Below are 21,974 nucleotides of genomic sequence, written 5' to 3'. Positions count from 1 at the left end.
TATTTTCAAGGTTGATGATTGGCGAAAGTCGAGGCGACATCCAATCTCCCCCCTTGCGGGGGAGATGTCCGGCAGGACAGCGGGGGGTGCCTGGGCACGGACCAGCATTCTGGTCTTTGCCACCGCCTTGCTTATCCTCTCAGTGCTTCAAGCGTCTGCCGCCCCCATCACCTGCCCGCCCGGCGACACAAACTTCCCGTCCTTCTACTCCGACCCCACACCCTTCACCGACGCCATCGCCGCCGTCGCCAGAATCGAGCCGTCCAACCAACGCCTCACCGGCATCACAGTCCCCCACCACCTGCTCGTCGCAGATCTCGTCGCACTCGGTTTCCACGCCGCGTCCGGCTTCCGCTACAAGCGCATCGTCATCCTGTCGCCGGACCATTTCCACGAGACGCAGAAACTCTTCGCTACGACGCCGCGCGGTTTTGAAACAGTGCTCGGTCCAGTCCAGGCCGACACGGAAGCCGTGCACCTTCTGGAAGCGAACAGCGACATGGTCGAAGACTCCTGCCTGTTCGCCAGGGAGCATGGCGTGCAGGCGATGCTGCCTTTCCTGCATCACTATTTCCCCGAAGCTGAAATCGTGCCGGTGGCGATGTCGGTCAAAGCCAAGCGAGCCGACTGGGACCGGCTGGCGCAGGCGCTGAAAGCGATCGTCGACAAGGACACGCTGATCGTCGAATCCACCGATTTCTCCCACTATCTGCCGCAGCACGAAGCCAGGCGTTTCGACCAGCAGACGCTGAACATGCTCGCCGCCGGTTCGCTCGACGGCATCGCGGCGCTGCGCCAGCCGGATCACGCCGATTCGGTCGGTGCGCTCTATATCCAGACCAGGCTGCAGCGCGAACTGTTCGGTGCTGCGCCGCTGGTCGTCGCCAACGAGAACTCGCAGGCGCATTCAAGCCACTATGTCGAGCGCACCACCAGCTATGTCGTGGCGCTGTTCGGCGCCTTCGGCCCCGGCTTCAACAATCCTGCCCGTCCCGACGACAAGCTCTATTATTTCGCGGGCGACGTGAATTTCGGCCGCGCCATGAAGAAGATCCTGGTCCGCGACGGTGTTGCCGAGAAGATCGTCGAAAGCGTGCTGGCCCTGACCCGCTCGCGGCCGCTGATCGTCAATCTCGAAGGCGTGATCCTGCCCAACGTCCCTGAAGCGATCGACGACATGACGCTGGCCATGCCCGCAGACCTCGCCATCGACATGCTCAAGAAATTGCATGTCGCCGCTGTCAGCCTCGCCAACAATCACGCCTACGACCTCGGCCCGTCAGGCTATGCCGAGACGCTGGCCGCACTCGATGCGGCCGGCATCGCCCATTTCGGGCAGGGCGAGACGCTGGCGCTTGCCGATCTCGACCTGGTCGGGCTGACCGACATCGATACCAACGGCTCCAGGAACACCGACCTTCTGACGCCTGCTTTGCTCGACCGGCTGCTGCACGACAATGCCGAGCGGCCGGTGATTGCCTTCGTCCATTGGGGCCGCGAGTACAAGACGGAGCCGTCGCCGCGCGAGGAGATGCTTGCCGACCAGATGCGGCTGCGCGGTGTCACGGCAATCGTCGGCGGTCATCCGCATGTATCGAGCGAGGCGATCCTGCCGCTCGGCGGCGGCGATGTTGCGGAGATCTATTCGCTCGGCAATTTCCTGTTCGACCAGAAAGCCGAACGATCGTCCGGGTCGATGCTGGAACTCAGGGTGTTCAGCCAGGGCACGATCTTTGCCCGGCTGATCCCGCTGCCCAATTTTTTCGAGATGGGCTCGAAATGACGCGATTCCCGAAAGGACGTGACAGGACCTCAACAGCCTTGCAGATCTTCCGGCAGATAGCAGACCGCCGGCTTGGTGCTGGTTTCGAACAGCGACTGCTTCGGCCTGAAATAGAAGAACGTGGCCGGCTTGCTCTCGCGTGTGCTGCCATCGGCGAAATGGGCGGCGATGCTGAAGCGATGGATCGACGACATTGACGACCACATTTTCAGCCGTGCCGTGTAGGCGCTGAGATTCTTGTTGCCGCGCACCGGCATGGGGATGCTGTAATCGGTCTTGCCGATCGGAAATTCGATGTTCTGGTAGCGCAGCGCTTCGGGCGACGCGCCGCCGCCATCGCCGCATTCGGCGAGCGATTCTGGGACCTCGATGCTGACCAGCGAGACGATGACGCGAAACGGCTCGCTCTGCTGGTAGACAGCGCCCTGATCGTCCGCCCAGGAATAATCGAGCTTGCCAATCCCGGTCACGCTCATTTTCTCGACGCTGCCGCTGACGTAATCGGCAACGTCGCCGAACTTGACCTTGTTGGCCACCTGGGCGCGGCAGACATCCAGGCTGTCCCTTGACGGGCAGGTGAAGCGCTCGGTCTCGAGCGTGGTTGTGTCGACGCCGGCTTCAGTCAGCACGTCCTTGATCGAGACGTCGACGCCATCGCCGAAAGTGCCGATGTCCTTCGTGAACATGCGGCTCGGCTCGCCGGTCGCGTTGTCCTCCTCGTCGGTCCTGGTGAACTGGATCGACATCTTCATGTCTTTCACGTCGCCCCAGCCATTGTTGACGATCGAGAAGTCGGGGCGGAAGCCGACGCAGCCATAGTGCTCGCTGATCGACAGCATCGGCTTGCGGTAGGCCTCGCTCGCGGCCACCTTCATTTCCAGGCTGTCGATCTTGACCCTCGACCGGTCGGTGGTCTTGAGGTCGACTTCGGCGAAGGCCGGCGCCGTCTCCCAGTCCATGCCTTCATAGACATTGCCGGTACGAATCTCTCCGGTGCCGTTCCAGGCATCGTTGTACTGGTCCGACACCGGATAGATCGCGATGTCTTCGTCGCGCACCAGATGCTGGTACTGCATGTCGGCCTGCTGCGTCATGCGCTGGTCGACGGCAATGCCGATCTCGACCTTGTCGGCGGAACCGCCGCCGGTCTGCGCCTTGAGCAACCCGCCCACTCTGGCATCGGCCAGCACGTCGGGGCGCGCACCGCCGATCTCCTTGCCCATCGCCCATTGCGACCAGTAGACGGTGCCGCCGGACAGCCGGGTGCGGCCCTTGCCGTCCTTCAGCCCATCGGCAAAAGAGCCGACGAATATCTCGCCTGTCTTCGTCTCCAGCCTGCCCTCGCCATTCGGCACACCGGCCCTGAATTGCCCTTCATAGCGATTGCCGTCGGCATCGACATGGATCGCATGGCCGTAGAGCTGGCCGGCGACCCAACGGCCGTCGAGAATCTCGCCTGAACGCAGCTCCAGCCGGCCTTGTCCTTCAGGGCGGCCATTCCTGATCTCGCCGAAATAGCTGGAATAGATCGTCTTGGGGTCATAGCTCGCCGAGCCGCGTACGCGCCAGACCAGCCTGCCCTTGCCGTTGACGGTGCCGTCGGCTGCGACGGTGCGGTCCGGCGACACGCCGGCTGCCGGCTCCCAGGTGAAATCAAGACCCAATTCCGGGTGGGAATCCCAGACCCGTACATTCTTGCGCAGCACCGAACGTGTTTCGCTTTTATAGAGGATTTGCACCCGCTCGGCCCAGGCGCCATCGGGTGTGGCACCGCCTTGATCGGCCATAGCGGAAAAGCATGTCAGTGCGGCCAGCATGGATGCAGCCGCCATCGCTTTGACTCCGAAGATCATTCTTGCCCGCGCCATCTTACCCAACCCCTTGGATCGCCTAGCGTAAGCACCGCTGTAACACAGTGCAAGAGAGGTGTTCCGATACAAAAACACCGGCGGCAGGAACGTCCCGCCGCCGGTTTGCTAATGCTGTTTCTCGCCGCTGTTTGCCGGCGAAAGATCGGGCCTTATTTGTACAGGCTGTTGATCCACGCCACGTTGGCAGCGTTCAGGCGCACCGCTGTGTTGGCGTTGGGGCTTTCGGCCACGTTCACGCCGGTGACGACGCGCTGCTTGGCGCCATTGTCATAGGCGTAGACCGAGCTGCCGCTCGACCCCGGATAGGTGTCGCAGTCGTACTGGAAATACTCCGCGCCGATGTTTTCGGCTTTCACTTCGCAGGTCGCCTTCCACATCGTACCCATCGGCTTGTCGCCGGGGTAGCCAACGATGTTGGCGGTGAAATCGCCGAGGTTCTCATAGTTGGCATAACCCAGCCAGCCGAGATTGGTGCCGACATCCTGCTTCAGCGTGATGATGCCGAGGTCCCACGGAATGACCGAGCCGTAGTAACCCTGATAATTGTCGATGAAGCCCTGCAGGATGTAGACGCTCTCATAGCTGAAAGCGCCAAACGGTGCATCGTCGGCGGTGTTGCCGTTGAGCGACGGCACGAAGATGACGTCGTCGAGCCAAGCCTTATCTTCATTGCTGTAGAGGCAATGCGCGGCGGTGAGCACCGTGCGCGGACCGATCAGGGTTCCCGAGCAGCTGCCATAACCGCTCTTGGCTTTGCCTTCGATATACCCGATCGCGGTGAACGGGTAGGTCTTGGTGTTCTTGATCTGCTCGCGATCGTCGGCCCCGAACACCTGGCGGCCGGCTTCGTCGCCGCCCGTCAATCCGGTCTTGTCGGCGTTCGGTGTGTTGGCGGGCGCGTTCAATTCCTTGATGACAAGGTCCTTCAGCGTCTCGCCTGCATCGATCTTGATGTCCTTGCCATCGGCGGAACGTCCGACGATGCCATAGGATTTGACCGCCGTGCCCTCGTCGGTCAGCGGCGCTGCCCGGCTGGCTTCATCTTCGGTCAGTTTCGGCGGCGCGATCGGCTTTGCACGGCCGGGCTGGTAGTCGCCCGTTCCGAGATCGCGCATGCTTTCGCCATTGCCGGCATTCGCTGAGCCGGGATCGGCGGCGAAGGCAGGCATCGTCCACAGTGCGGTGGATAGCAGTGCGGACGCAATGATAGTGCTTGTCAGTTTCGTCATGGTGAGACTCTCCCAAAGGTCAGCAAGGAGTGGAGCAAAATACAGAAATATTGTCGAGATCGTGGTGGAGTTAAAAAATTAGTTTGGTTACCCGCCCGTATCGGATCATCGGTCCGGGCGGCCTCGTTAAAGCCCTCCGCCAAACGCACCCGCGTCGATATACTGCCTAAAATAATCCAACATTGGCAATGACAAATCGCTTCCACGTAGGCCGTGGGGGGCTATAGGGTTTGGGTGGGCTCTGCCCGATGGGGCACGATTAGCAAAAGTGGTATTTCGGTTTTATGACCGCGCGGATGTCGTTCGTTCTGGCAGAAGGCGATCGAGGTACCGCTACCGCTTCTGTTGGTTATGCGTCAGTGCGGCATGGCTCGGCATTTTTCATCTCAGGAGGGTTTCAAGGTGAACATTATCCATCGGTTCAGGCCGCTTGCCGCTGCATCGCTGCTGGGCATCGCGGCCGCTTTCCCCGCCGTCAACGCGCTCTATGCAGCCGACGACGCCGCCAGGCCGGAAGCGGCGGTCTCGCCGATGCAGCGCGTCGCCGAATCCCGGGACAAGGCCAAGGCCGAGAATCCCGACGGGGCCGACCGCGTCTATGGCGGCAAGGAAGCCGACAAAGGGGCCTATCCGTTCCAGGTGGCGCTGCTGACCAGCGCCCGGCTGGACCCCAGCCCGGCCTCGCAGCCGAACGCGCAATTCTGCGGCGGCAGCCTGATTGCTCCGCAATGGGTGCTGACGGCGGCGCACTGCCTCAACGACAAGGGCCGGCCGATTTCGCCCGACACGGTGACCGTGCTGACCGGCGCCACCGATCTTACCGAAGGCAAGCGCTACAAGGTGGTCGAGGTCATCGTCAACGAGGGCTACAGCGAACAGACGCTGGACAATGATCTCGGCCTGCTCCGGCTGGCGGAGCCCGCCGATGCGCCGGTCATCAAGATCACCAATGAGCCGACGCCAGACAGCGGCAAGACCACGGTCATCGGCTGGGGCAAGATGCAGGACGGCACCTTCCCGACCGCGCTGATGGTGGCCGATCTCGATCTCGAGCCGAGCGCTGCCTGCAACAGCGGCATCAAGTCGATCTATGCGCATGACCTGAAGGCGGCACTTGGCGATCTCTCGCATCGGATGCGTTATTCGGAAAAGGGCATCGATGCCGCCGCCAATGCGATCGCCGCCGATATGTCGGATCCGCTGACCAAGAACATGATCTGCGCCGGCACCGACAGCGGCGAACGCGACGCCTGCAACGGCGACAGCGGCGGTCCGCTGTTCATGACCGGCGCCAACGGTCCGGTCCAGGTCGGCGTCGTCTCCTGGGGCGAAGGTCCGTCCGACGGCACCGCCGCTTGCGGCCACAAGAATGCCTATGGCATCTACACGCGATTGGCCAACTATACGGGTTGGATCGAAGCCAAGATGAAGACCCCGGCTCCGGCAGCCGCGGCGGCGCCCAGGGCCGGTCTCGGCACGGCCAAGAAGCCCTGAACGGGCCCGAAGCTTGATAAACGCAAAACGGCGGGATCTTTCCCGCCGTTTTAATTCATGTCCGGTGCCGGCTGTTCCGCTTACTTCCGCGGCGGGCCTTTGCGCTCGGCCGACGCCGCCCACAGATTGATGTCGGACTCGCGTGCGTAAGTGTCGATTTCGGCGAGCTCGGCATCGCTGAACTCGAGCACCTTGAGCGCGCCGACGCAGTCCTCGACCTGTTCGGGCCGGCTGGCGCCGATCAGCGCCGAGGTGACCCGGCCCTTGCGCAGCACCCAGGCTAGCGCCATCTGCGCCAGCGTCTGGCCACGCTTGCCGGCGATCGCGTTCAGCGCCTGGATGTTAGCGATGGTCTTTTCGTTGATGAAGGCGGGCCGCAGCGACTTGCCTTGGCTGGCGCGGCTACCCTCGGGGATGCCGCCGAGATATTTGTCGGTCAGCATGCCTTGCGCCAGCGGCGAGAACACGATCGATCCGACACCGAGCCCTTCCAGCGTATCGAGCAGTCCGTCCTCTTCGACCCAGCGGTTGAGCATCGAATAGCTCGGCTGATGGATGATGCAGGGCGTACCGAGCTGCTTCAATATGTCGGCGGCCTCGCGCGTGCGCTGCGAATTGTAGGACGAGATGCCGGCATAGAGCGCCTTGCCAGAACGCACCGCATGGTCGAGCGCGCCCATCGTTTCCTCAAGCGGCGTATCCGGATCGAAGCGGTGCGAATAGAAGATGTCGATATAGTCGAGCCCCATCCGCTTCAGGCTCTGGTCGAGGCTCGCCAGCACATATTTGCGGCTGCCCCATTCGCCGTAAGGCCCTGCCCACATCTCATAGCCGGCCTTGGTCGAGATGATCAGCTCGTCGCGATAACTGGCGAAGTCGGTGCGCAATATCTCGCCGAAGGCGATCTCGGCCGAGCCCGGCGGCGGGCCGTAATTGTTGGCAAGATCGAAATGGGTGATGCCGATATCGAAGGCCTTGCGCGCGATCGCCTGCTTGGTCTTGTGTGGCGTGTCGTTGCCGAAATTGTGCCACAGGCCGAGCGAGATCGCCGGCAGTTTCAGGCCGGATCGCCCGCACCTGTTGTAGAGCATTTTCTCATAGCGGTGTTCAGCCGGCTGCCAGCGCATGGGTACAGATCCTGGATTGTATGGATGTCGGCGCGAGCGCGCCGACACCCTTCTACCTCATTTCTGCTTCGCCAACAGTCCTTTTGCGTCCTTGACGCCGAGCGCGGCCGGCCGCTCGCAGCTGGTCTGCATAGCGACGAACTTGCCGGTCTCGCCCGACCGCAACAGGCCGGTCATGACGTCGACGGCATGCAGCGCGAGCTCCATCGAGCAACGATGCGGCCGGCCCTCGGCGATCGCCAGCGCCATGTCGGCAAGGCCTGCGGTGCGGTAGTTGGCCATCATGCCTTGGCCGTGCATTTCGTTGGGCACGCCGAACGGATGCTGCCATTTCGGCAGTTTCTTCACCGGTTTTGCCGCCTTGGTTATGCGCACGTCGCCACCGAAGAAATTCGGATCCGGCACGAACACCGTGCCCGTTTCGCCATAGAGTTCCATCGGCGCATGACCATGCGCCCAGACGTCCCAGCTGGTGTTAAGCGTGATCACGGCGCCGTTCTCGAACTCCAGCAGCCCGTGGATCGTCGTCGGCGTGTTGACCGGGATTTTCTCGCCCGCGCGCGGTTTTGATGAGATCGTGCGTTCCTTGGCAGGCGTCGTCGCGAAGGCCGCCACCTGCTTCACCGGCCCGATCAGCTGGATCAGGTTGGTGATGTAGTAAGGCCCGATGTCGAGCACCGGCCCGGCGCCCGGCTGGAAGAAGAAATCGGGATTGGGGTGCCAGTGCTCCATGCCGTGGCCCATCACATGACAGGTGCCGCTGGTGATCTTGCCGAGCGCGCCGGTGTCGACGAGGTTGCGCACCAGCTGGTGCGCGCCGCCGAGGAAAGTGTCCGGAGCCGAACCGATGCGCAGCCCTTTCTTCTCGGCCCGGCTCTTGAGGTCGAGGCCTTCCTTGACCGACAGCACGAACGGCTTTTCCGAATAGACGTGCTTGCCGGCATCGAGGATCTGCTTCGACACCCCGTAGTGCACCGCCGGGATGGTGAGGTTGACGATGATGTCGATCTCGTCATCCTTGAGCAGTTCTTCGACGGTCTCGGCGCGCAGCTTGAACTCCTTCGCCCGTGCCTTGGCCGCGTCCATGTTGATGTCGGCGCAGGCGCGCATCTCGATGCCGCGAAACAGAGGCGCCAGCGAGAAATACGCTTTCGAGATGTTGCCGCAGCCGATGACGCCGATACCCAGTTTCTTTGCCATGATGATTGTTCCTAGTAAGCCTTGACGGATGCGAGCGAGCGGCTGGCGAAGCGCTCGATGTCGTTGGGGTTGTCCTGTTCCATGACGTAATATTTGGCCGCGCTCTTCGCCCGAAGTGTCTTGATCAGGCCGGCCCAGTCGATGGTGCCGTGGCCGACATCCGCCCAGCCGTCCTCGTCAAGGCCTTCGCCTGACTTGGCCATGTCCTTGACATGGACGGCGCTGATGCGCTTGCCGTGCTTTTCGATCCACGGCAGCGGATCAACGCCGCCGCGGATTACCCAGGCGACGTCCATCTCCCAGCCGATGTCGGGCGCAGCCGACAGGATGTGATCCTGCGGCACCGAGCCGTCGGCGAGTGTCTTGAACTCGAAATCATGGTTGTGCCAGGCAAAGCCGTAGCCGGCTTTTTTTGCGGTCTCGCCGACCTTGGCCAGACGCTCGCCAAAGCCGCGCCAGCCGGCAGCGTCGGCCGGCCGCTGCTCGGCCAGCAGATAGGGACAGATGACCAGCGTGATGCCGAGTGCGTCGGCTGTTTTGCGTACGCCGTCGAAATCATTCTCCAGCGCATCGATCGAGAAATGTCCGGTCGGCATCGAAAGCCCGTTCTTGTCGAGTTCGGCGCGGAACGCCGTGGGGTCGTCATAGACGCCGCCGAAACCTTCGACTTCCTTGTAGCCGAGCTTGCCGAGCATTTTCAGGATGCCGTCCCACGGCTGGAAATTGCGGGCGCTGTAGAGTTGGAATGACCAGTTCATCGTCTCTGTCCGTTTCTTGGGTGGTTAAGGCTTGGGGATGTTTTCGGGGGATCGTTTTCGCGAGATCGTTTTAGGGGGATCGTTCTTGGGAGGATGGTTTGCGGATGATTCTAGAGGGTCACAGGCGATTGCCGGTCGCAGCGTCGAACAGCGAGGCGCGCGCCGGATCGAAACCGAACTGGATCGGATCGCCGCTGCGCAGCGTCCGTTCCGCCTCGACGCGGAAGGAGAGGTTGCGGCCGGCAAGCTTCGTCCACACCAGCGTGTCGGAACCCATCGGCTCCACGATCTCGACCGAACCGCCGGCGGAAAACGGCATCGACTTCGCCGCGTCACCGAAAGCGATATGTTCAGGCCGGATGCCCAGCACGCAAGCGCCGGCCGGGCGCTCCGTGCCGTCAAAGGTATAGCGATCGAGCGGCACCGAAACACCGTCGGTCCTGAACACTGGAGCAGCACTGGCCTCCAGCTCCCCTTCGAGGAAATTCATCGCCGGCGAGCCGAGGAAGCCGGCGACAAACCGGTTGACCGGCCGGTTATAGATCGTCTGCGGCGCGTCAAGCTGCTGGATGACGCCGCCGCGCATGACCGCGATACGGTCGGCCAGCGTCATCGCCTCGATCTGGTCGTGGGTGACGTAGATCATGGTGTTCTGCAGCTTGCGATGCAGAAGCTTGATTTCGACGCGCAGTTCCGAGCGCAGCTTGGCGTCGAGATTGGATAGTGGCTCGTCGAACAGGAAGACGTCGACGTCGCGCACCAGAGCCCGCCCGATCGCCACGCGCTGGCGTTGGCCGCCTGACAAGGCCGCGGGCTTGCGCTGCAAAAGCGGCTCGATCTGCAGGATCTCGGCGGCGCGGGCGATGCGCTTGGCGATCTCGTCCCTAGGCACGCCGGCAACGCGCAGGCCGAACGACAGGTTCTTCTCCACCGTCATTTGCGGATAGAGCGCATAGGACTGGAACACCATGCCGATGCCGCGATCCTTGGGCTCTTCCCAGGTGACGTTCTTGCCCTTGATGAAGATGCGGCCTTCGGAAATATCGAGCAGCCCGGCGATGCAGTTGAGCAAGGTCGACTTGCCGCAGCCCGAGGGACCGAGCAGCACGATGAACTCGCCCTCTGCGACCTCGAGATTGAGGGTCTGCAGCACCGATACAGAGCCGAAATTCAGGGACAGGTCCTGGATCGAAACGCTGGTGCCGTTGGCTGCCGTCATCGCCATCACCCTTTCACCGCACCGGCGGCGATGCCGCGCACGAAAAGCTTGCCGGAAATGAAGTAGACGATGAGTGGCACAAGGCCGGTCAGGATGGTGGCGGCCATGTTGACGTTGTACTCCTTCACGCCTTGCACCGAATTGACGATGTTGTTGAGCTGCACCGTCATCGGATAGGTGTCGGGGCGGGTGTAGACGACGCCGAACAGGAAGTCGTTCCAGATGCCGGTCACCTGCAGGATGATGGCGACGACGAAGATCGGCAGCGACATCGGCGCCATGATCCGCAGGAAGATGCCCCAGAAGCCGGCGCCGTCGACCCGTGCCGCCCTGAACAGCTCTTCCGGCATCGAGGCAAAATAGTTGCGGAACAAAAGCGTGAGGATCGGCATGCCGAAGATGGAATGGACGATCACCAGGCCGCTGAGGCTGCCGTAGAGGCCGATCTCGCGCAGGATGATGACGATCGGATAGATCATCACCTGATAGGGGATGAAGGCGCCGACGATCAGGATGACGAAGAATGTGTCGGCGCCCTTGAAGCGCCAGTTGGCGAGCGCATAGCCGTTCACCGAGGCGATCGCGATCGACAGCAGCACTGACGGCACCGTGATGCGCACCGAATTCCAGAAGCCGCGCGAAAGCCCGTCGCAATTGAGGCCGGTGCAGGCCGTCGCCCACGCCTTCACCCACGGTTCGAACGTGATTTCGAGCGGCGGCGAGAAGATATTGCCCATCCGTATCTCGGGCATGCCCTTGAGCGACGTGACCACCATCACATAGAGCGGCAGCAGATAGTAGACTGCCACCACGATCAGCGTGCCATAGAGGAAGATGTTGCGGCGCGAGAAGACATGCCGCGGCTTCGGCCCGCGCGGCCCCGAGGCTTCGCGCTCGGCGGCACCCGCGCTGGCGGGCAAAGGGACGGCCGGGTCAGCCACGCTTCCTGCCTCCGAATTCAAGGTAGGCCCACGGCACGACGACGATCACCACCGAGAGCAGCATCATGGTCGAGGCGGCGAAGCCCTGGCCAAGATTCTGTGCGAAGAACATGTAGTCATAGACATATTTGGCCGGCACTTCGGAGGCGATTCCGGGGCCGCCGCTGGTCTGGGCGACAACGAGGTCGTAGACCTTGACGATGCCCGACGCGATGATGACCAGCGTGGTGATGAAAACCGGCCGCATCATCGGGATGACGATGAACAGATAGGTCTTCCACATCGGGATCCCGTCTACCCGCGCCGCCTTCCAGATGTCCTCGTCGATGCCGCGCAGGCCGGCCAGCATCAAGCACATGATGAGCCCGGTGCCTTGCCACAGCGCCGCAATCGAAATGCCGTAGATGACGATGCTGGAATTGTAGAGCGGGTCGAAGTTGAAGCTCGTCCAGCCGAGGTCCCGCACCACATGCTGGATGCCGAAATCCGGATTGAGCAGCCACTGCCAGACCAGGCCGGTGACGATGAAGGAAAGCGCGAACGGATAGAGGAAGATGGTGCGGAACGTGTCCTCGAAACGGATCTTCTGGTCGAGAAGCGCTGCAAGCAGGAAGCCGATGACCAGTGAGAACACCAGCGAGATCGCGCCGTAGATCAAAAGGTTCTCGATCGATATCAACCAGCGCGGCGTCGCCCACAGCCGGTAATACTGGTCGAGCCCGGCGAAATTCAGCCGTGGCAGCAGCTTCGAATTGGTGAAGGAATAGAACACCGTCCAGACGGTGCCGCCGACGAAAACCACCGACGCGGTGAGGATCATCGGGATCGAGGCGACCTTCGCATTGAGGTTGCGGAACAGCGGGTTGGGGCGTTCGCTCTTGCTCATCTCGTCAGCCGGCTGGGTAAGGGCGGTGCGATCCCGGCCCTGCTTTCGCAAGACCGGGAGCGAGGTGTATTGCCTCCAACGTCAGTCTGCCGAAGCGATGAGGTCGGCGAAGCGCTTCTGCGCGTCTTCGATGGTCAGGTCCGGCTTGGCGAAGAATTCGGCGAAGAGATCTTCCTTCTGCTTCTGGGTGTCCTGCGAAAGCAGTTGGTCAGTCCACGGGATGACGGCGCCCTTGGCGAGGATCGCCAGACCCTTCTTCATGCAGTCGTTCGCCGCATTGAGATCGACGTCACCGCGCACCGGCAGCGAACCCTTCTTGAGATTGAAGGCGACCTGAGTCTTAGGGTCGAGCAGCGTCTCTGCCAACACCTCCTGCGCCTTGGACTTGTCGGCATCCTTGAGCAGCGGGAAATAGAAGGCGTCGCCGCCGGTGGCGATAACTTCGTTCAGACCGAGGCCCGGCAGGCAGGCATAGTCCTTGCCGGCGACCTTGCCGGCAACCTGGAACTCGCCTTGCGCCCAGTCACCCATGATCTGGCCGCCGGCCTTGCCGGTGATGACGAGATTGGTCGCTTGGTTCCAGTCCTGCACATTGGTGTTCTTCGCCATCTTGCGGGCATCGTCGGCGGCCTTGAAGACCTTGGCGATCTCGGGCCCGGCGGCGAACTTGGCGTCCTTGTCCTTATAGACCTTGAGGAATGCATCGGTGCCGCCGACCGCCGCCAGCAGCACATCGAAGGCGCCGGAAGATTGCCAGGCCTGTCCGCCGACAGCGAGCGGGATGATGCCCGCCTTTTCCAGGGCGGGCGCTGCCGCCACGAATTCATTCCAGTCCTTCGGCAGCGGCACGCCGGCCTTCTCGAAGGCTTCGTTCGACAGCCACAACCACTGCCAGGAGTGGATATTGACCGGCACGCAATAGATCTTGCCGTCGATGGTGCAGCTGTCGAGCAGGCTCTTCGGCCGCACGATTTCCGTCCACTTGCCCTTGGTGGCGACATCGGTGAGGTCGCGCATCAGGCCGGCCTGCACCAGTTCTTCGGCCTGCCGGCCGTGATTGAACTGGGTGGCGCCCATCGGATCGCCGCCGGTGATGCGGCTGATCATGATCGGCCGTGCCGTGCCGCCGGATCCGGCAATGGCGCCATCGACCCAGTGATTGCCGGTGGCGTCGAAGGCCTTGGCGAATTCCGCAACCGCCGCCGCCTCGCCGCCCGACGTCCACCAATGGGTGACTTCCAGGTCGGTGGCGGCCGCCGGGCCGGCAAGCTGAAGCGCGGCCGTCGCGGCAAGGGCAGCGGTCAAAAGTCTATAGCGCATTTCGGTTCCTCCCAGAATCTGAAACGTTACAGATTTTCGATACGGCAATTATGCGGTGCGTGCAACCCCTGAGATAAACGAGCTCGAATGTTTTTTCGAGGCGCGAACAAATTCGTTGCGTGCAAACCGGCAAACTCCGCGCAAAACCGGGTGCTGCGCTTCAAAATCATGCTGCAGCGCAAGAAAACCGTCTCGAACCTGATTGTCGCGCAACGTTTCTGGCCGCCAAAACCCTGCCAAAACCATGGCTTGAGAGACCCACGCGCTGCGATGTTGGAAATCTGTAACGTTTCAGTGTATTGAGGCCTGACGGCGAAGAACCGTGCCACATCGTCATCGAAGCGATTGTCGGCTGGTCCGGCGGCTGCTATGCGCCTGACGGGGCGGGACGAATGGACAGGGACCAGACGGAGAAGGACGACGAGGCGTCGGCGCATGAGCGGCCGACGCTGAAAACGCTTGCCTTCATGACGGGGCTCGGCGTCACCACCGTCTCGCGCGCACTCAAGGATGCACCCGAGATCGGCGCCGAGACCAGGCGGCGGGTTCAACTCGTCGCCAGGCAGATCGGCTACCGGCCGAACCGCGCCGGCGTGCGCCTGCGGACTGGCAAGACCAATGTTATCAGCCTCGTGCTCAATACCGAGCGCGAGATCATGAGCTTTGTCTCGGACATCATCTACGGCGTCTCGGAGGTCATTGCCGACACACCCTATCACCTGATCGTCACGCCCTACTCGCGCTCGCAGGATCCGCTGGACCCGGTAAAGTATCTGGTCGAGTCCGGCTCGGCCGATGGCGTCATCATCTCACGCACGCAGCCCAACGATCCGCGCGCCCGCTACATGCTGGAGCGTGGCATACCCTTTGCCACGCATGGCCGCACCGATATGGGGCTTGTCCACCCCTATCACGACTTCGACAATTACGCCTTCGCCGCCGAAGCGGTGCGCCATCTGGCCGGCGTCGGCCGGCGCCGGCTGGCGCTGGTAGCGCCGCCGGTCGGGCTCACCTATTACGACCACACGGTCAATGGCTTTGCCGACGCACTGAGCGAGGTCGATGCCAGCGAAGTGCCGTTCAACGCTGTTTCAATCGACCAGTCGATCGATCAAATCAGGACGCGGACCGCGCAGTTGATGCGCCGCGACGTCAGGCCGGACGGTTTCGTCAGCAGCGCCGCCGCAGCGACGCTGGCAATCGTCGCCGGCATCGAGGATGCCGGCCTGAAACTCGGCCGCGACGTCGATGTCGTGTCCAAGCAATCGTCGGAACTGCTGCATCTGTTCCGCCGGGAGTTGCTGATCGTCAACGAAGACTTCCGCCTCGCCGGCACCGAGCTTGCCCGCGCCGTGCTGGGCTGGATAGGCGGCGCGGCACCTGGCTCTTTGCAGACAGTGGTCAAGCCAGGCGACGTCGTCGCGTATCAGGGCTGACTGGCACGACCTGAGAGGTCCGCCTCACCTGACCCTATCCGGCCGCTCCACTTCCCCATGGCCCATGGAAAGCGCCCTGCTCGCCGATGCGCTCGAAGCCATGCGCGCCGAAGAAGTCGCGCTGCGCCTGGATCAGGTTCGAGGTGCCGCGGCCCTGGCGGTAGCTGTCGAAATAGGCAAGTGCCGACGCCAGTGCAGGCACCGGCGAGCCTGCTTCCGATGCCTTGGCAACGGTGCGCCTAAGCGACGGATGCGCCTCCTGCATCATGGTGGTGAAAGCCGGCGCCATCAAAAGGTTGGTGGACGCGCCGCCCGAGCCGAAGGCTTCCGCCATGGTGTCGAGCATCTGCGAGCGGATGATACAGCCGGCACGCCAAATCTTGGCGATGGTCGGCATCGGCAGGCTCCAGTTGAACTCCTTCGAGGCGGCGCTCATCACCGCGAAACCTTGTGCATAGGCGGCGATCTTGCCGGCGAGCAGCGCCAGCTCCAGGTCTTTCAGAAGTGCCGCCTTGTCGCCGGAGATCTTGGTGACGCCGATATTGCCATAGGCTTTTTCGGCCGCCTGCCGCTCATCCTTGATCGAGGACAGCACGCGGGCCGCCACCGCCGCCTCGATGGCCGTCGCCGGAATGCCGAGCTGCTGCGCCTCGATGACAGACCATTTGCCGGTGCCCTTCTGGCCGGCACGGTCGAGGATGATGTCGACCACCGGCTTGCCGGTCTTTGCATCGTCAGCGGCCAGCACCCTGGCGGTGATCTCGATCAGATACGAATCGAGCCGGCCCTTGTTCCAGTCCTCGAAGACCTTGCCGATCTCCTTCGGCCCCATGCCGAGACCGTCACGCAGGATACCGTAGATCTCGGCGATCATCTGCATGTCGGCATATTCGATGCCGTTGTGGATGGTTTTCACGAAATGCCCGGCGCCGTCTGTGCCAAGCCAGGCAGCGCACGGTTCATCCTTGAACTTGGCCGAGATCGCGGTCAGCACGCGTTCGACGCGCTTCCAGGAGTCTTCGGTGCCGCCGACCATGATCGACGGTCCATGGCGCGCGCCTTCCTCGCCGCCGGATACGCCCATGCCGATGAAGGTGAGACCTGAGCCCGACAGTTCCGAAAAGCGCCGCATCGTATCGCGGAAATTGGCGTTGCCGGCATCGATGACGATATCGTTGTCAGACAACACGCCGCGCAGCGCTTCGATCTGTTCGTCGACCGGCTTGCCGGCCAGCACCATGATGATGACCGGGCGCGGCGGCTTGATCGCAGCTGCCAGTTCCTCCAGGCTGTAGCAGGGCACCACCATGTCCCTGAGCGAACCGGCGCCTTCGAGGAAGGCATCGGTGCGCGCCTTGGTGCGGTTGAAGACGGCGATGCGGTGCCCGTGCTCGGCAATGTTGAGCGCGAGGTTGGAGCCCATTGTGCCAAGGCCGATCAGGCCTATTTCGGCTTTTTCCATCGTTTCTTCCCTGCTTTCGGATTTTGTTGAGGCCGCGTTTTTCGGGATGCCCATTTTTCGGCGAGATGATTGACGGGCCTTTCGCGCCACGTCAACCGCCTCGCCGAATTGTGTTGCGTCTGCGTTGTGTCAGACCGAGTCAGGAAGGGTCAGTTGGTGACCAGGCGACGCCTTGCCGATCGAACATATGACGTTAGGTTGAACTTATGGCAGTCAAACGGATGGACAATGTCGGAATCGTCGTCGATGACCTCGACGAGACGATTACCTTCTTTCGCGAGCTCGGCCTCGAACTGGAAGGGCGGGCGACGATCGAAGGCGAGTGGGCCGGACGTGTCACCGGGCTCGGCGATCAGCACGTCGAGATTGCCATGATGCGCACACCGGATGGCCATAGCCGGCTCGAGCTCTCCCGCTTCCTCACGCCGACGGTCGTCGCCGATCACCGCAACGCCCCGGTCAATGCCCTGGGCTACCTGCGCGTCATGTTTACCGTGGACGACATCGACGACACGCTTGAAAGGCTCCGCAAGCGTGGCGCGCAGCTGGCCGGTGAAGTCGTCCGTTACCAGGACGTGTATCGGCTCTGCTACATCCGCGGGCCGGAAGGGCATCTCATCGGGTTAGCCCAGGAACTCGGCTGAGCGCCCTTCGCGGGCGGGCTGAATATCACTCGGCGCGGATATCGATCGGCGCTTCGATCTTTATCACTTCGAAATCCGAAACCAGAACATCGAGCCGCGCCGTCCAGCGGCCTGGAATCGGAATGACGAGATTATCGACCCGCCAGGTGCCGTCGCCTGGCTTGGTCGCCGGACGCTTGATCGGCTCGATCTCCGAATCGGGCTTGGACAGCACCAGCGTCACTTCCTTGGCGTCGAGCGGGCCGAAATCGCCATCCATGATGACGATGGAGGCGGTGACCTCCCCGGTATGGCCGGGCGTGATGTCGATGTCGGCCATCGCCTTCATAGTGTGGATATGGGTTGACGTCGGTTGTGCCGCGGCGATTGCCAGCGCCCGTGGCGGCGGCGTGAAGCGCCAGCCGGCGGCAACGCCGAAGATCAGGAGCACGATCAGCATTTCGACTGAGATCGAGCGGCTAAGCCGTCGCCGCACTTCCGTCGCTCCGGCCTCGGCCAAGGCGGTGAGCCGCCATCGATTGACCGCCGCCAGCGTGAACAGAAACACCAGCAGCGCCAGCTTGATCAGCAGCAGCCGGCCATAGGCGGTGTTGACCAGTGCCGCCGGTGTCTGCACCTGGATGATGGCGAGCGCCACACCGGCGGCGGCAAGCGCTACCACCACGGGCATGATCGCGCGCGAAAACCGCCGCAGGAACGCCCCGGCTTCCACCGATTGGCTGCTCAACGCCAGGCCGAGCGGCAGCAATGCTCCAGCCCAGAAAGCGATGCCGGCGCCATGCAGGAACACCATAGGCCGCGTCAGCCATTGCGGTTCGGCTGCACTGGCATGGCCGCTGGCGGCAAGAGCTGCACCCACACCGGCCAGCCCGGCGAGCGCCAACGGCCTGGCGCCGGCACGCGATCCGACCAACGACAGCAGGCCAAGCCCGAGCGCCGCCAGCGAAATCAGCACCGTCCAGCCGAAGCTGGTGCCAAGCGCCGTCCGCCAGACCACCGGTTGCGCCAGCCGGGCGAGTGGCGCGCCCAGCGCGTCCAGCCCCTGGAACCCGAGCGACAGGGGTGCTGCGACCAGCCCGCAGAGGATGGCGGCAATGACGAAGCGCTGGCCTGAGCGCTGGCCTTGCGCCAGCCATGTCAGCGCGAAGGCGCCGCCAATGCCGAGGAAAAGCCCGATGTAGAGAAGAACCTTGCCGGTCCAGATCGCTGACCGCAAATCTATATCGACAGCTTCCCCCACCGCCGGCGCCGCACTTGGCGCGCCAACGGAAAACAGCACCGAGCCGCCGACCGGATGGCCATCGGCGGAAATCACCCGCCAGCTCAAGACTTGGGTGCCCGGCCCGAGCTTTTGTGGATTGTCGATCTCAACCGTTTGGTCGCTCAACCGAAACGAGGTCAAAGCGACAGGCGTACCGTCGGGCCGCACCAAGGTCAGCACCAGCGGCGACACAGGCTCGCTGAAGGTCAGCGAAAATTGCGTCGGCGCTCGCTCCAGAACCGCGCCGTCGGCAGGCTCGGCCTTGATCAGCGCCGCATGGGCAAAGGCCTGGTTTGGCGTGGCAAGGACGGCAAGCAGCAGGATCGCGGCCAGCAAGCTGAAGCACCTGCCGGCTGTCCGTTCTATCCGCTGGAAACAGGCCACGTTCATGCCATCCACCAAAACAGTGGCGCGCCGCTTCGAAGCAGCGCGCCGCCAATGCATCATTTCTTCGGCAGCAGGTTGAGGCCGGGCGCCGGATCTTCCAGCGCATCCTCATCCTGACCAGCCGCCGGAATCTCTATCCAACGCGCGGTGGCGCCATCGCATTCCTGCACCACCGGAAAATAGAGTTTTTGCCCGGCCGGCAGATCGGCGGCCAACGTGCCGCGGAAGACGAACTCGTCATAAAATTCATCCGGCAGGCTGCCGCCGCTCCAGTCGACTTCCTTGACGCCCGAGGTCACCGCCTCGCCATAGAGCTGGTAGGATTTCTCGTACTTGCCTTTCTTGACCTGCAGCGTCCAGCCCGGCTTCGGCATCGGCTTCACTCCGATCACCCCTTCCGGGATCTGCACGCGCACGGCAATCGTCGCCTTGCCGTCGCAGCCATGCGGCACCCGCAGCACGGCCTTGTAGGTCGAACCGACCGGCGCTTCCTGGGTTTCGAGCGTGATATGGCCGAAGGCAGCGCTCGTCCCCAGGACAAGAAATGCAGCGGCCGGCAAAAGATACTTGTTCATGATGGTCCCTCTCGAAAAATCGATTGGCAAATTGATTGGTCAGTCGTTGTCTTCGAGGGGTGGCGCGCTGCCTATGGCTTGCACGGCAAACTCGACGGTCACGGTTCCGGCCTTCTCGAAAGTCAGCGTGGCGGCAAACATCTGGCCTCCTTTAGGCGGCTGCTTCAAATCCATGAACATCACGTGGTAGGCGCCAGGACCCAGCGTGATCTTGCCGCCCGCCGGAATGTCCAGGCCGCCACTGACCGGGCGCATGGTCATGACGCCATCCTTCACCCCCATTTCATGCAGTTCGGCCTTCCCCGAAATGTCGGAGGAAATCGACAGCAGCCGGTCTGGTGCGCTGCCCTTGTTGACGATGGTGAAATAGCCGCCGGCAACCTTGGCGCCGGCTGGCGTGGCACGGGACCAGGGATGCTCGATCTCGATGTCACCGGCCTTGAACTCATGCGCAAGGACGGAATGGGCGCCGACGAACAACAGTGCAAAGGCAAAGAGGGCGCTGCCGAGACGCTGCTCGATAGTGGTGAAGATAGGGGTGCTGCGGCGCAACGCGCCGGCATGACGAAAACGGGACATGGGTAGGCTCCATGAATATGAGGTCGCGCCTTTGTCCGGCTGCGAACGAGTTTATCATTGGATGATTATCGCCCGCGCGGGTTACGCCAAGCGAGCGGCGGTTTTTCAGCCCGCAAGCGGCGGGGCGCGCGGATTGGCCGGAGAGCGCTCACGCGTAACGTCGGGATGCCTGACTGCCGGCGGAAGAAACGCGACTGTTTCAAAAGACAGGCTCACCGGCGCCACGCCGACGCCTGCTGGCGGCGCATAGGCGACGGAGGCCATGCTGCAGCCGAGCATGCAGCATGCCGGCATGTGCGGCTGGTGCGGATCGCCGCCGGGAAGCTGGACCGCCCCCTCATGTGTACAGATGACGTTGCCGAAAACGTCGAGTTGCGAGGCATCCGGCGCAATGCCGAAAGCAAACACGCCGAGCGTCGACTGGAGCAGCAGCACACAGGCCGCGACAAAGGCGGCCATCATGCTCCATCTCTTACGCCGGAAGTCCAAAGACCTGCCTCTTCACGCAGCAACGCTTGGATATCTAGCACGCGGCATGTCGGCGGAAAATCGCCAAATCATCGCTGCGGCAACGCGGCGCGTTCAATCCATGTCGCCAAAAAGTGCGCTGCGGTTTGGGATAACGACATGCATAGGCAAAGATCTTGTGCGCATAACCTCCCTTCGGACGTCGCGCTCAGGAAGCCGGGCGGCCGCCGATTTCCGGAATCGACGTCAACAGCGTGTGGCGTGCCGACTTCAGATGCTTGCGGCAGGCGGCGTCGACCTTGCCGAGATCGCGCGATTTCAGCGCCGCGATGTAGGCGAGATGCTCGCTCACCGCGACTTCGTTGCGCTCGCGCTCTTGCGCCTTGTTCCACTGGTAGTGGTAGTGAAAGATCATGGCGATGACGTCGTAGAAATCGACGATGAAGCGGTTGTGCGACGCCCGGTGGATCAGCCGGTGGAAGCGCTCGTCTAGCTCAGAGAATTCGTTGAAGCGGATGGCGATTTCGCTGGCCAGAAGCCGGTGCTCGTCTTCCAGCCGGTCGAGATCCGCCCAGACCGGACTGTCCCCAGGCAAGGCGGCAAAGGCCGCCGCCGAGCGTATCTCGAACATCTCGCGGATTTCAGTGAGTTCGAGCGCGAAGGCTCGCGTAAATCCTTTCAGCACCCAGTGGCTGTTGCGCCGCTTCTCGATCAGGCCGAATCGGGAGAAGCGGATGAGGAACTCTCGCACGCTGGTGGTGCCGACGCCGATCTCGCGCGCCAGTTCGAGCTCGTTGATCTGCATGCCGGCCGCGGCGCCGCCGGCCAGCAACCTGCGCATAAACGACCGCTCGATGATCTGGGCCAGTGTGTCTGTCTCCTCCTCGGGGAAGAAATCATCCGGCTTCGGCGTCCTGAGCACTGTCTTGCTGCGTTTGTTCCACGCGATCAGCCCGGTCTCTTCCATGCGCGCCAGAATGGTGCGCACGGTGGTACGGCTGACGCCAAGCAAAGTGCCCAGCTCCGGCTCCGACGGCAGGCTCTGCGTCTCATCGAGCAGCCGCAGACCCCTGTTGTAAGCGTCCTTGTAGACGTTGTTGCTCTTCGACATCCCTGCCCCGTTGCGCGCCGGCGCTTGCTGTGGCTGGCTTGAAGCGCGATATCACATATGTCCTGGCGCTCACCCGGCAAAGCAAAACGCTCTGCGTGTCAGACGCCGCTCCCCACAAGCCAAGCGTCCATCGGACGCATGGTCTCCTCCTGAAAAAACAATTGACGCACAAATGTTTTTTCACGATAAAAGACATTATATGTAAACAGACGCGTGTCAATCC

The 21,974-nt window shown here is 62.5% G+C and carries 19 protein-coding genes; 4 read left to right on the top strand and 15 right to left on the bottom strand.

All coding sequences use genetic code 11. The annotated features are described in order from the left end of the window. Positions 1–64: 64 nt before the first annotated feature. Positions 65–1,783 (top strand): AmmeMemoRadiSam system protein B, encoded by a 1,719-nt coding sequence (gene amrB, locus NKJ77_RS01325; RefSeq protein WP_352533988.1) that lies wholly within the window; start codon positions 65–67, stop codon positions 1,781–1,783. A 29-nt stretch (positions 1,784–1,812) separates the two neighbouring features. Here amrB and NKJ77_RS01320 read toward each other — a convergent pair whose 3' ends face one another. After that, entirely contained in the window at positions 1,813–3,615 is a 1,803-nt protein-coding gene (locus NKJ77_RS01320; protein WP_245266141.1) for an MORN repeat-containing protein, read from the bottom strand. Between the two features lie 188 nt (positions 3,616–3,803). Further along, on the bottom strand, positions 3,804–4,883 hold the full coding sequence (locus NKJ77_RS01315; protein WP_023733608.1) for a trypsin-like serine peptidase: 1,080 nt from the start codon (positions 4,881–4,883) through the stop codon (positions 3,804–3,806). A gap of 402 nt (positions 4,884–5,285) precedes the next feature. On the opposite strand from NKJ77_RS01315, the gene NKJ77_RS01310 reads away from it, so the two are divergent. Then, positions 5,286–6,377, top strand: a complete 1,092-nt coding sequence (locus tag NKJ77_RS01310) for a S1 family serine peptidase (RefSeq protein WP_023831625.1) — start codon at positions 5,286–5,288, stop codon at positions 6,375–6,377. A gap of 80 nt (positions 6,378–6,457) precedes the next feature. Here the strand turns inward: NKJ77_RS01310 and mgrA are convergent, their stop codons facing one another. From mgrA to NKJ77_RS01275, 7 genes are all read right to left on the bottom strand, one after another. Beyond that, positions 6,458–7,504: an L-glyceraldehyde 3-phosphate reductase gene (mgrA, locus tag NKJ77_RS01305; RefSeq protein WP_352533986.1), complete on the bottom strand. Its 1,047-nt coding sequence runs from the start codon at positions 7,502–7,504 to the stop codon at positions 6,458–6,460. Positions 7,505–7,561: 57 nt separating this feature from the next. Further along, entirely contained in the window at positions 7,562–8,704 is a 1,143-nt protein-coding gene (locus tag NKJ77_RS01300; protein WP_023691996.1) for a Gfo/Idh/MocA family protein, read from the bottom strand. Between the two features lie 11 nt (positions 8,705–8,715). Then, entirely contained in the window at positions 8,716–9,462 is a 747-nt protein-coding gene (locus NKJ77_RS01295) for a sugar phosphate isomerase/epimerase family protein (RefSeq protein ID WP_023831623.1), read from the bottom strand. 118 nt (positions 9,463–9,580) lie between these two features. Beyond that, positions 9,581–10,681, bottom strand: a complete 1,101-nt coding sequence (locus tag NKJ77_RS01290; RefSeq protein WP_023728557.1) for an ABC transporter ATP-binding protein — start codon at positions 10,679–10,681, stop codon at positions 9,581–9,583. A 5-nt stretch (positions 10,682–10,686) separates the two neighbouring features. Then, complete coding sequence (locus NKJ77_RS01285; RefSeq protein WP_023669802.1) at positions 10,687–11,622, bottom strand: carbohydrate ABC transporter permease; 936 nt, start codon at positions 11,620–11,622, stop codon at positions 10,687–10,689. Further along, complete coding sequence (locus tag NKJ77_RS01280; protein ID WP_023669803.1) at positions 11,615–12,508, bottom strand: carbohydrate ABC transporter permease; 894 nt, start codon at positions 12,506–12,508, stop codon at positions 11,615–11,617. Before NKJ77_RS01280 ends, NKJ77_RS01285 begins: the two co-directional genes overlap by 8 nt. Before the next feature lie 81 nt (positions 12,509–12,589). Further along, positions 12,590–13,828 (bottom strand): ABC transporter substrate-binding protein, encoded by a 1,239-nt coding sequence (locus NKJ77_RS01275; RefSeq protein ID WP_023683028.1) that lies wholly within the window; start codon positions 13,826–13,828, stop codon positions 12,590–12,592. A 392-nt stretch (positions 13,829–14,220) separates the two neighbouring features. On the opposite strand from NKJ77_RS01275, the gene NKJ77_RS01270 reads away from it, so the two are divergent. Continuing rightward, complete coding sequence (locus tag NKJ77_RS01270; protein WP_023692000.1) at positions 14,221–15,264, top strand: LacI family transcriptional regulator; 1,044 nt, start codon at positions 14,221–14,223, stop codon at positions 15,262–15,264. Positions 15,265–15,298: 34 nt separating this feature from the next. On the opposite strand, the gene gnd is transcribed toward NKJ77_RS01270, so the two are convergent. Further along, the gene (gene gnd / locus NKJ77_RS01265; protein WP_352533983.1) at positions 15,299–16,726 is read right to left on the bottom strand and encodes an NADP-dependent phosphogluconate dehydrogenase; all 1,428 of its coding nucleotides are present in this window, start codon (positions 16,724–16,726) and stop codon (positions 15,299–15,301) included. A gap of 206 nt (positions 16,727–16,932) precedes the next feature. On the opposite strand from gnd, the gene NKJ77_RS01260 reads away from it, so the two are divergent. Beyond that, the gene (locus NKJ77_RS01260; protein WP_352533981.1) at positions 16,933–17,370 is read left to right on the top strand and encodes a VOC family protein; all 438 of its coding nucleotides are present in this window, start codon (positions 16,933–16,935) and stop codon (positions 17,368–17,370) included. Between the two features lie 25 nt (positions 17,371–17,395). Here the strand turns inward: NKJ77_RS01260 and NKJ77_RS01255 are convergent, their stop codons facing one another. From NKJ77_RS01255 to NKJ77_RS01235, 5 genes are all read right to left on the bottom strand, one after another. After that, positions 17,396–19,021, bottom strand: coding sequence for a copper resistance CopC/CopD family protein (locus NKJ77_RS01255; protein ID WP_352533979.1), 1,626 nt, complete (start codon positions 19,019–19,021; stop codon positions 17,396–17,398). A 53-nt stretch (positions 19,022–19,074) separates the two neighbouring features. Then, the gene (locus tag NKJ77_RS01250; RefSeq protein WP_352521595.1) at positions 19,075–19,593 is read right to left on the bottom strand and encodes a YcnI family copper-binding membrane protein; all 519 of its coding nucleotides are present in this window, start codon (positions 19,591–19,593) and stop codon (positions 19,075–19,077) included. Positions 19,594–19,632: 39 nt separating this feature from the next. Further along, the gene (locus NKJ77_RS01245; RefSeq protein WP_352533977.1) at positions 19,633–20,172 is read right to left on the bottom strand and encodes a copper chaperone PCu(A)C; all 540 of its coding nucleotides are present in this window, start codon (positions 20,170–20,172) and stop codon (positions 19,633–19,635) included. A gap of 105 nt (positions 20,173–20,277) precedes the next feature. Then, positions 20,278–20,634, bottom strand: a complete 357-nt coding sequence (locus NKJ77_RS01240; protein WP_023713447.1) for a DUF2946 family protein — start codon at positions 20,632–20,634, stop codon at positions 20,278–20,280. Between the two features lie 214 nt (positions 20,635–20,848). Continuing rightward, positions 20,849–21,751, bottom strand: coding sequence for a GntR family transcriptional regulator (locus tag NKJ77_RS01235; protein WP_352533975.1), 903 nt, complete (start codon positions 21,749–21,751; stop codon positions 20,849–20,851). Between the last annotated feature and the right edge of the window lie 223 nt (positions 21,752–21,974).

The organism is Mesorhizobium sp. M0052, assembly GCF_040323255.1.
Lineage (GTDB): Bacteria > Pseudomonadota > Alphaproteobacteria > Rhizobiales > Rhizobiaceae > Mesorhizobium.
The sequence above is the reverse complement of the archived record's forward strand: the minus strand, read 5'-3'. Positions and strand labels throughout refer to the sequence as shown.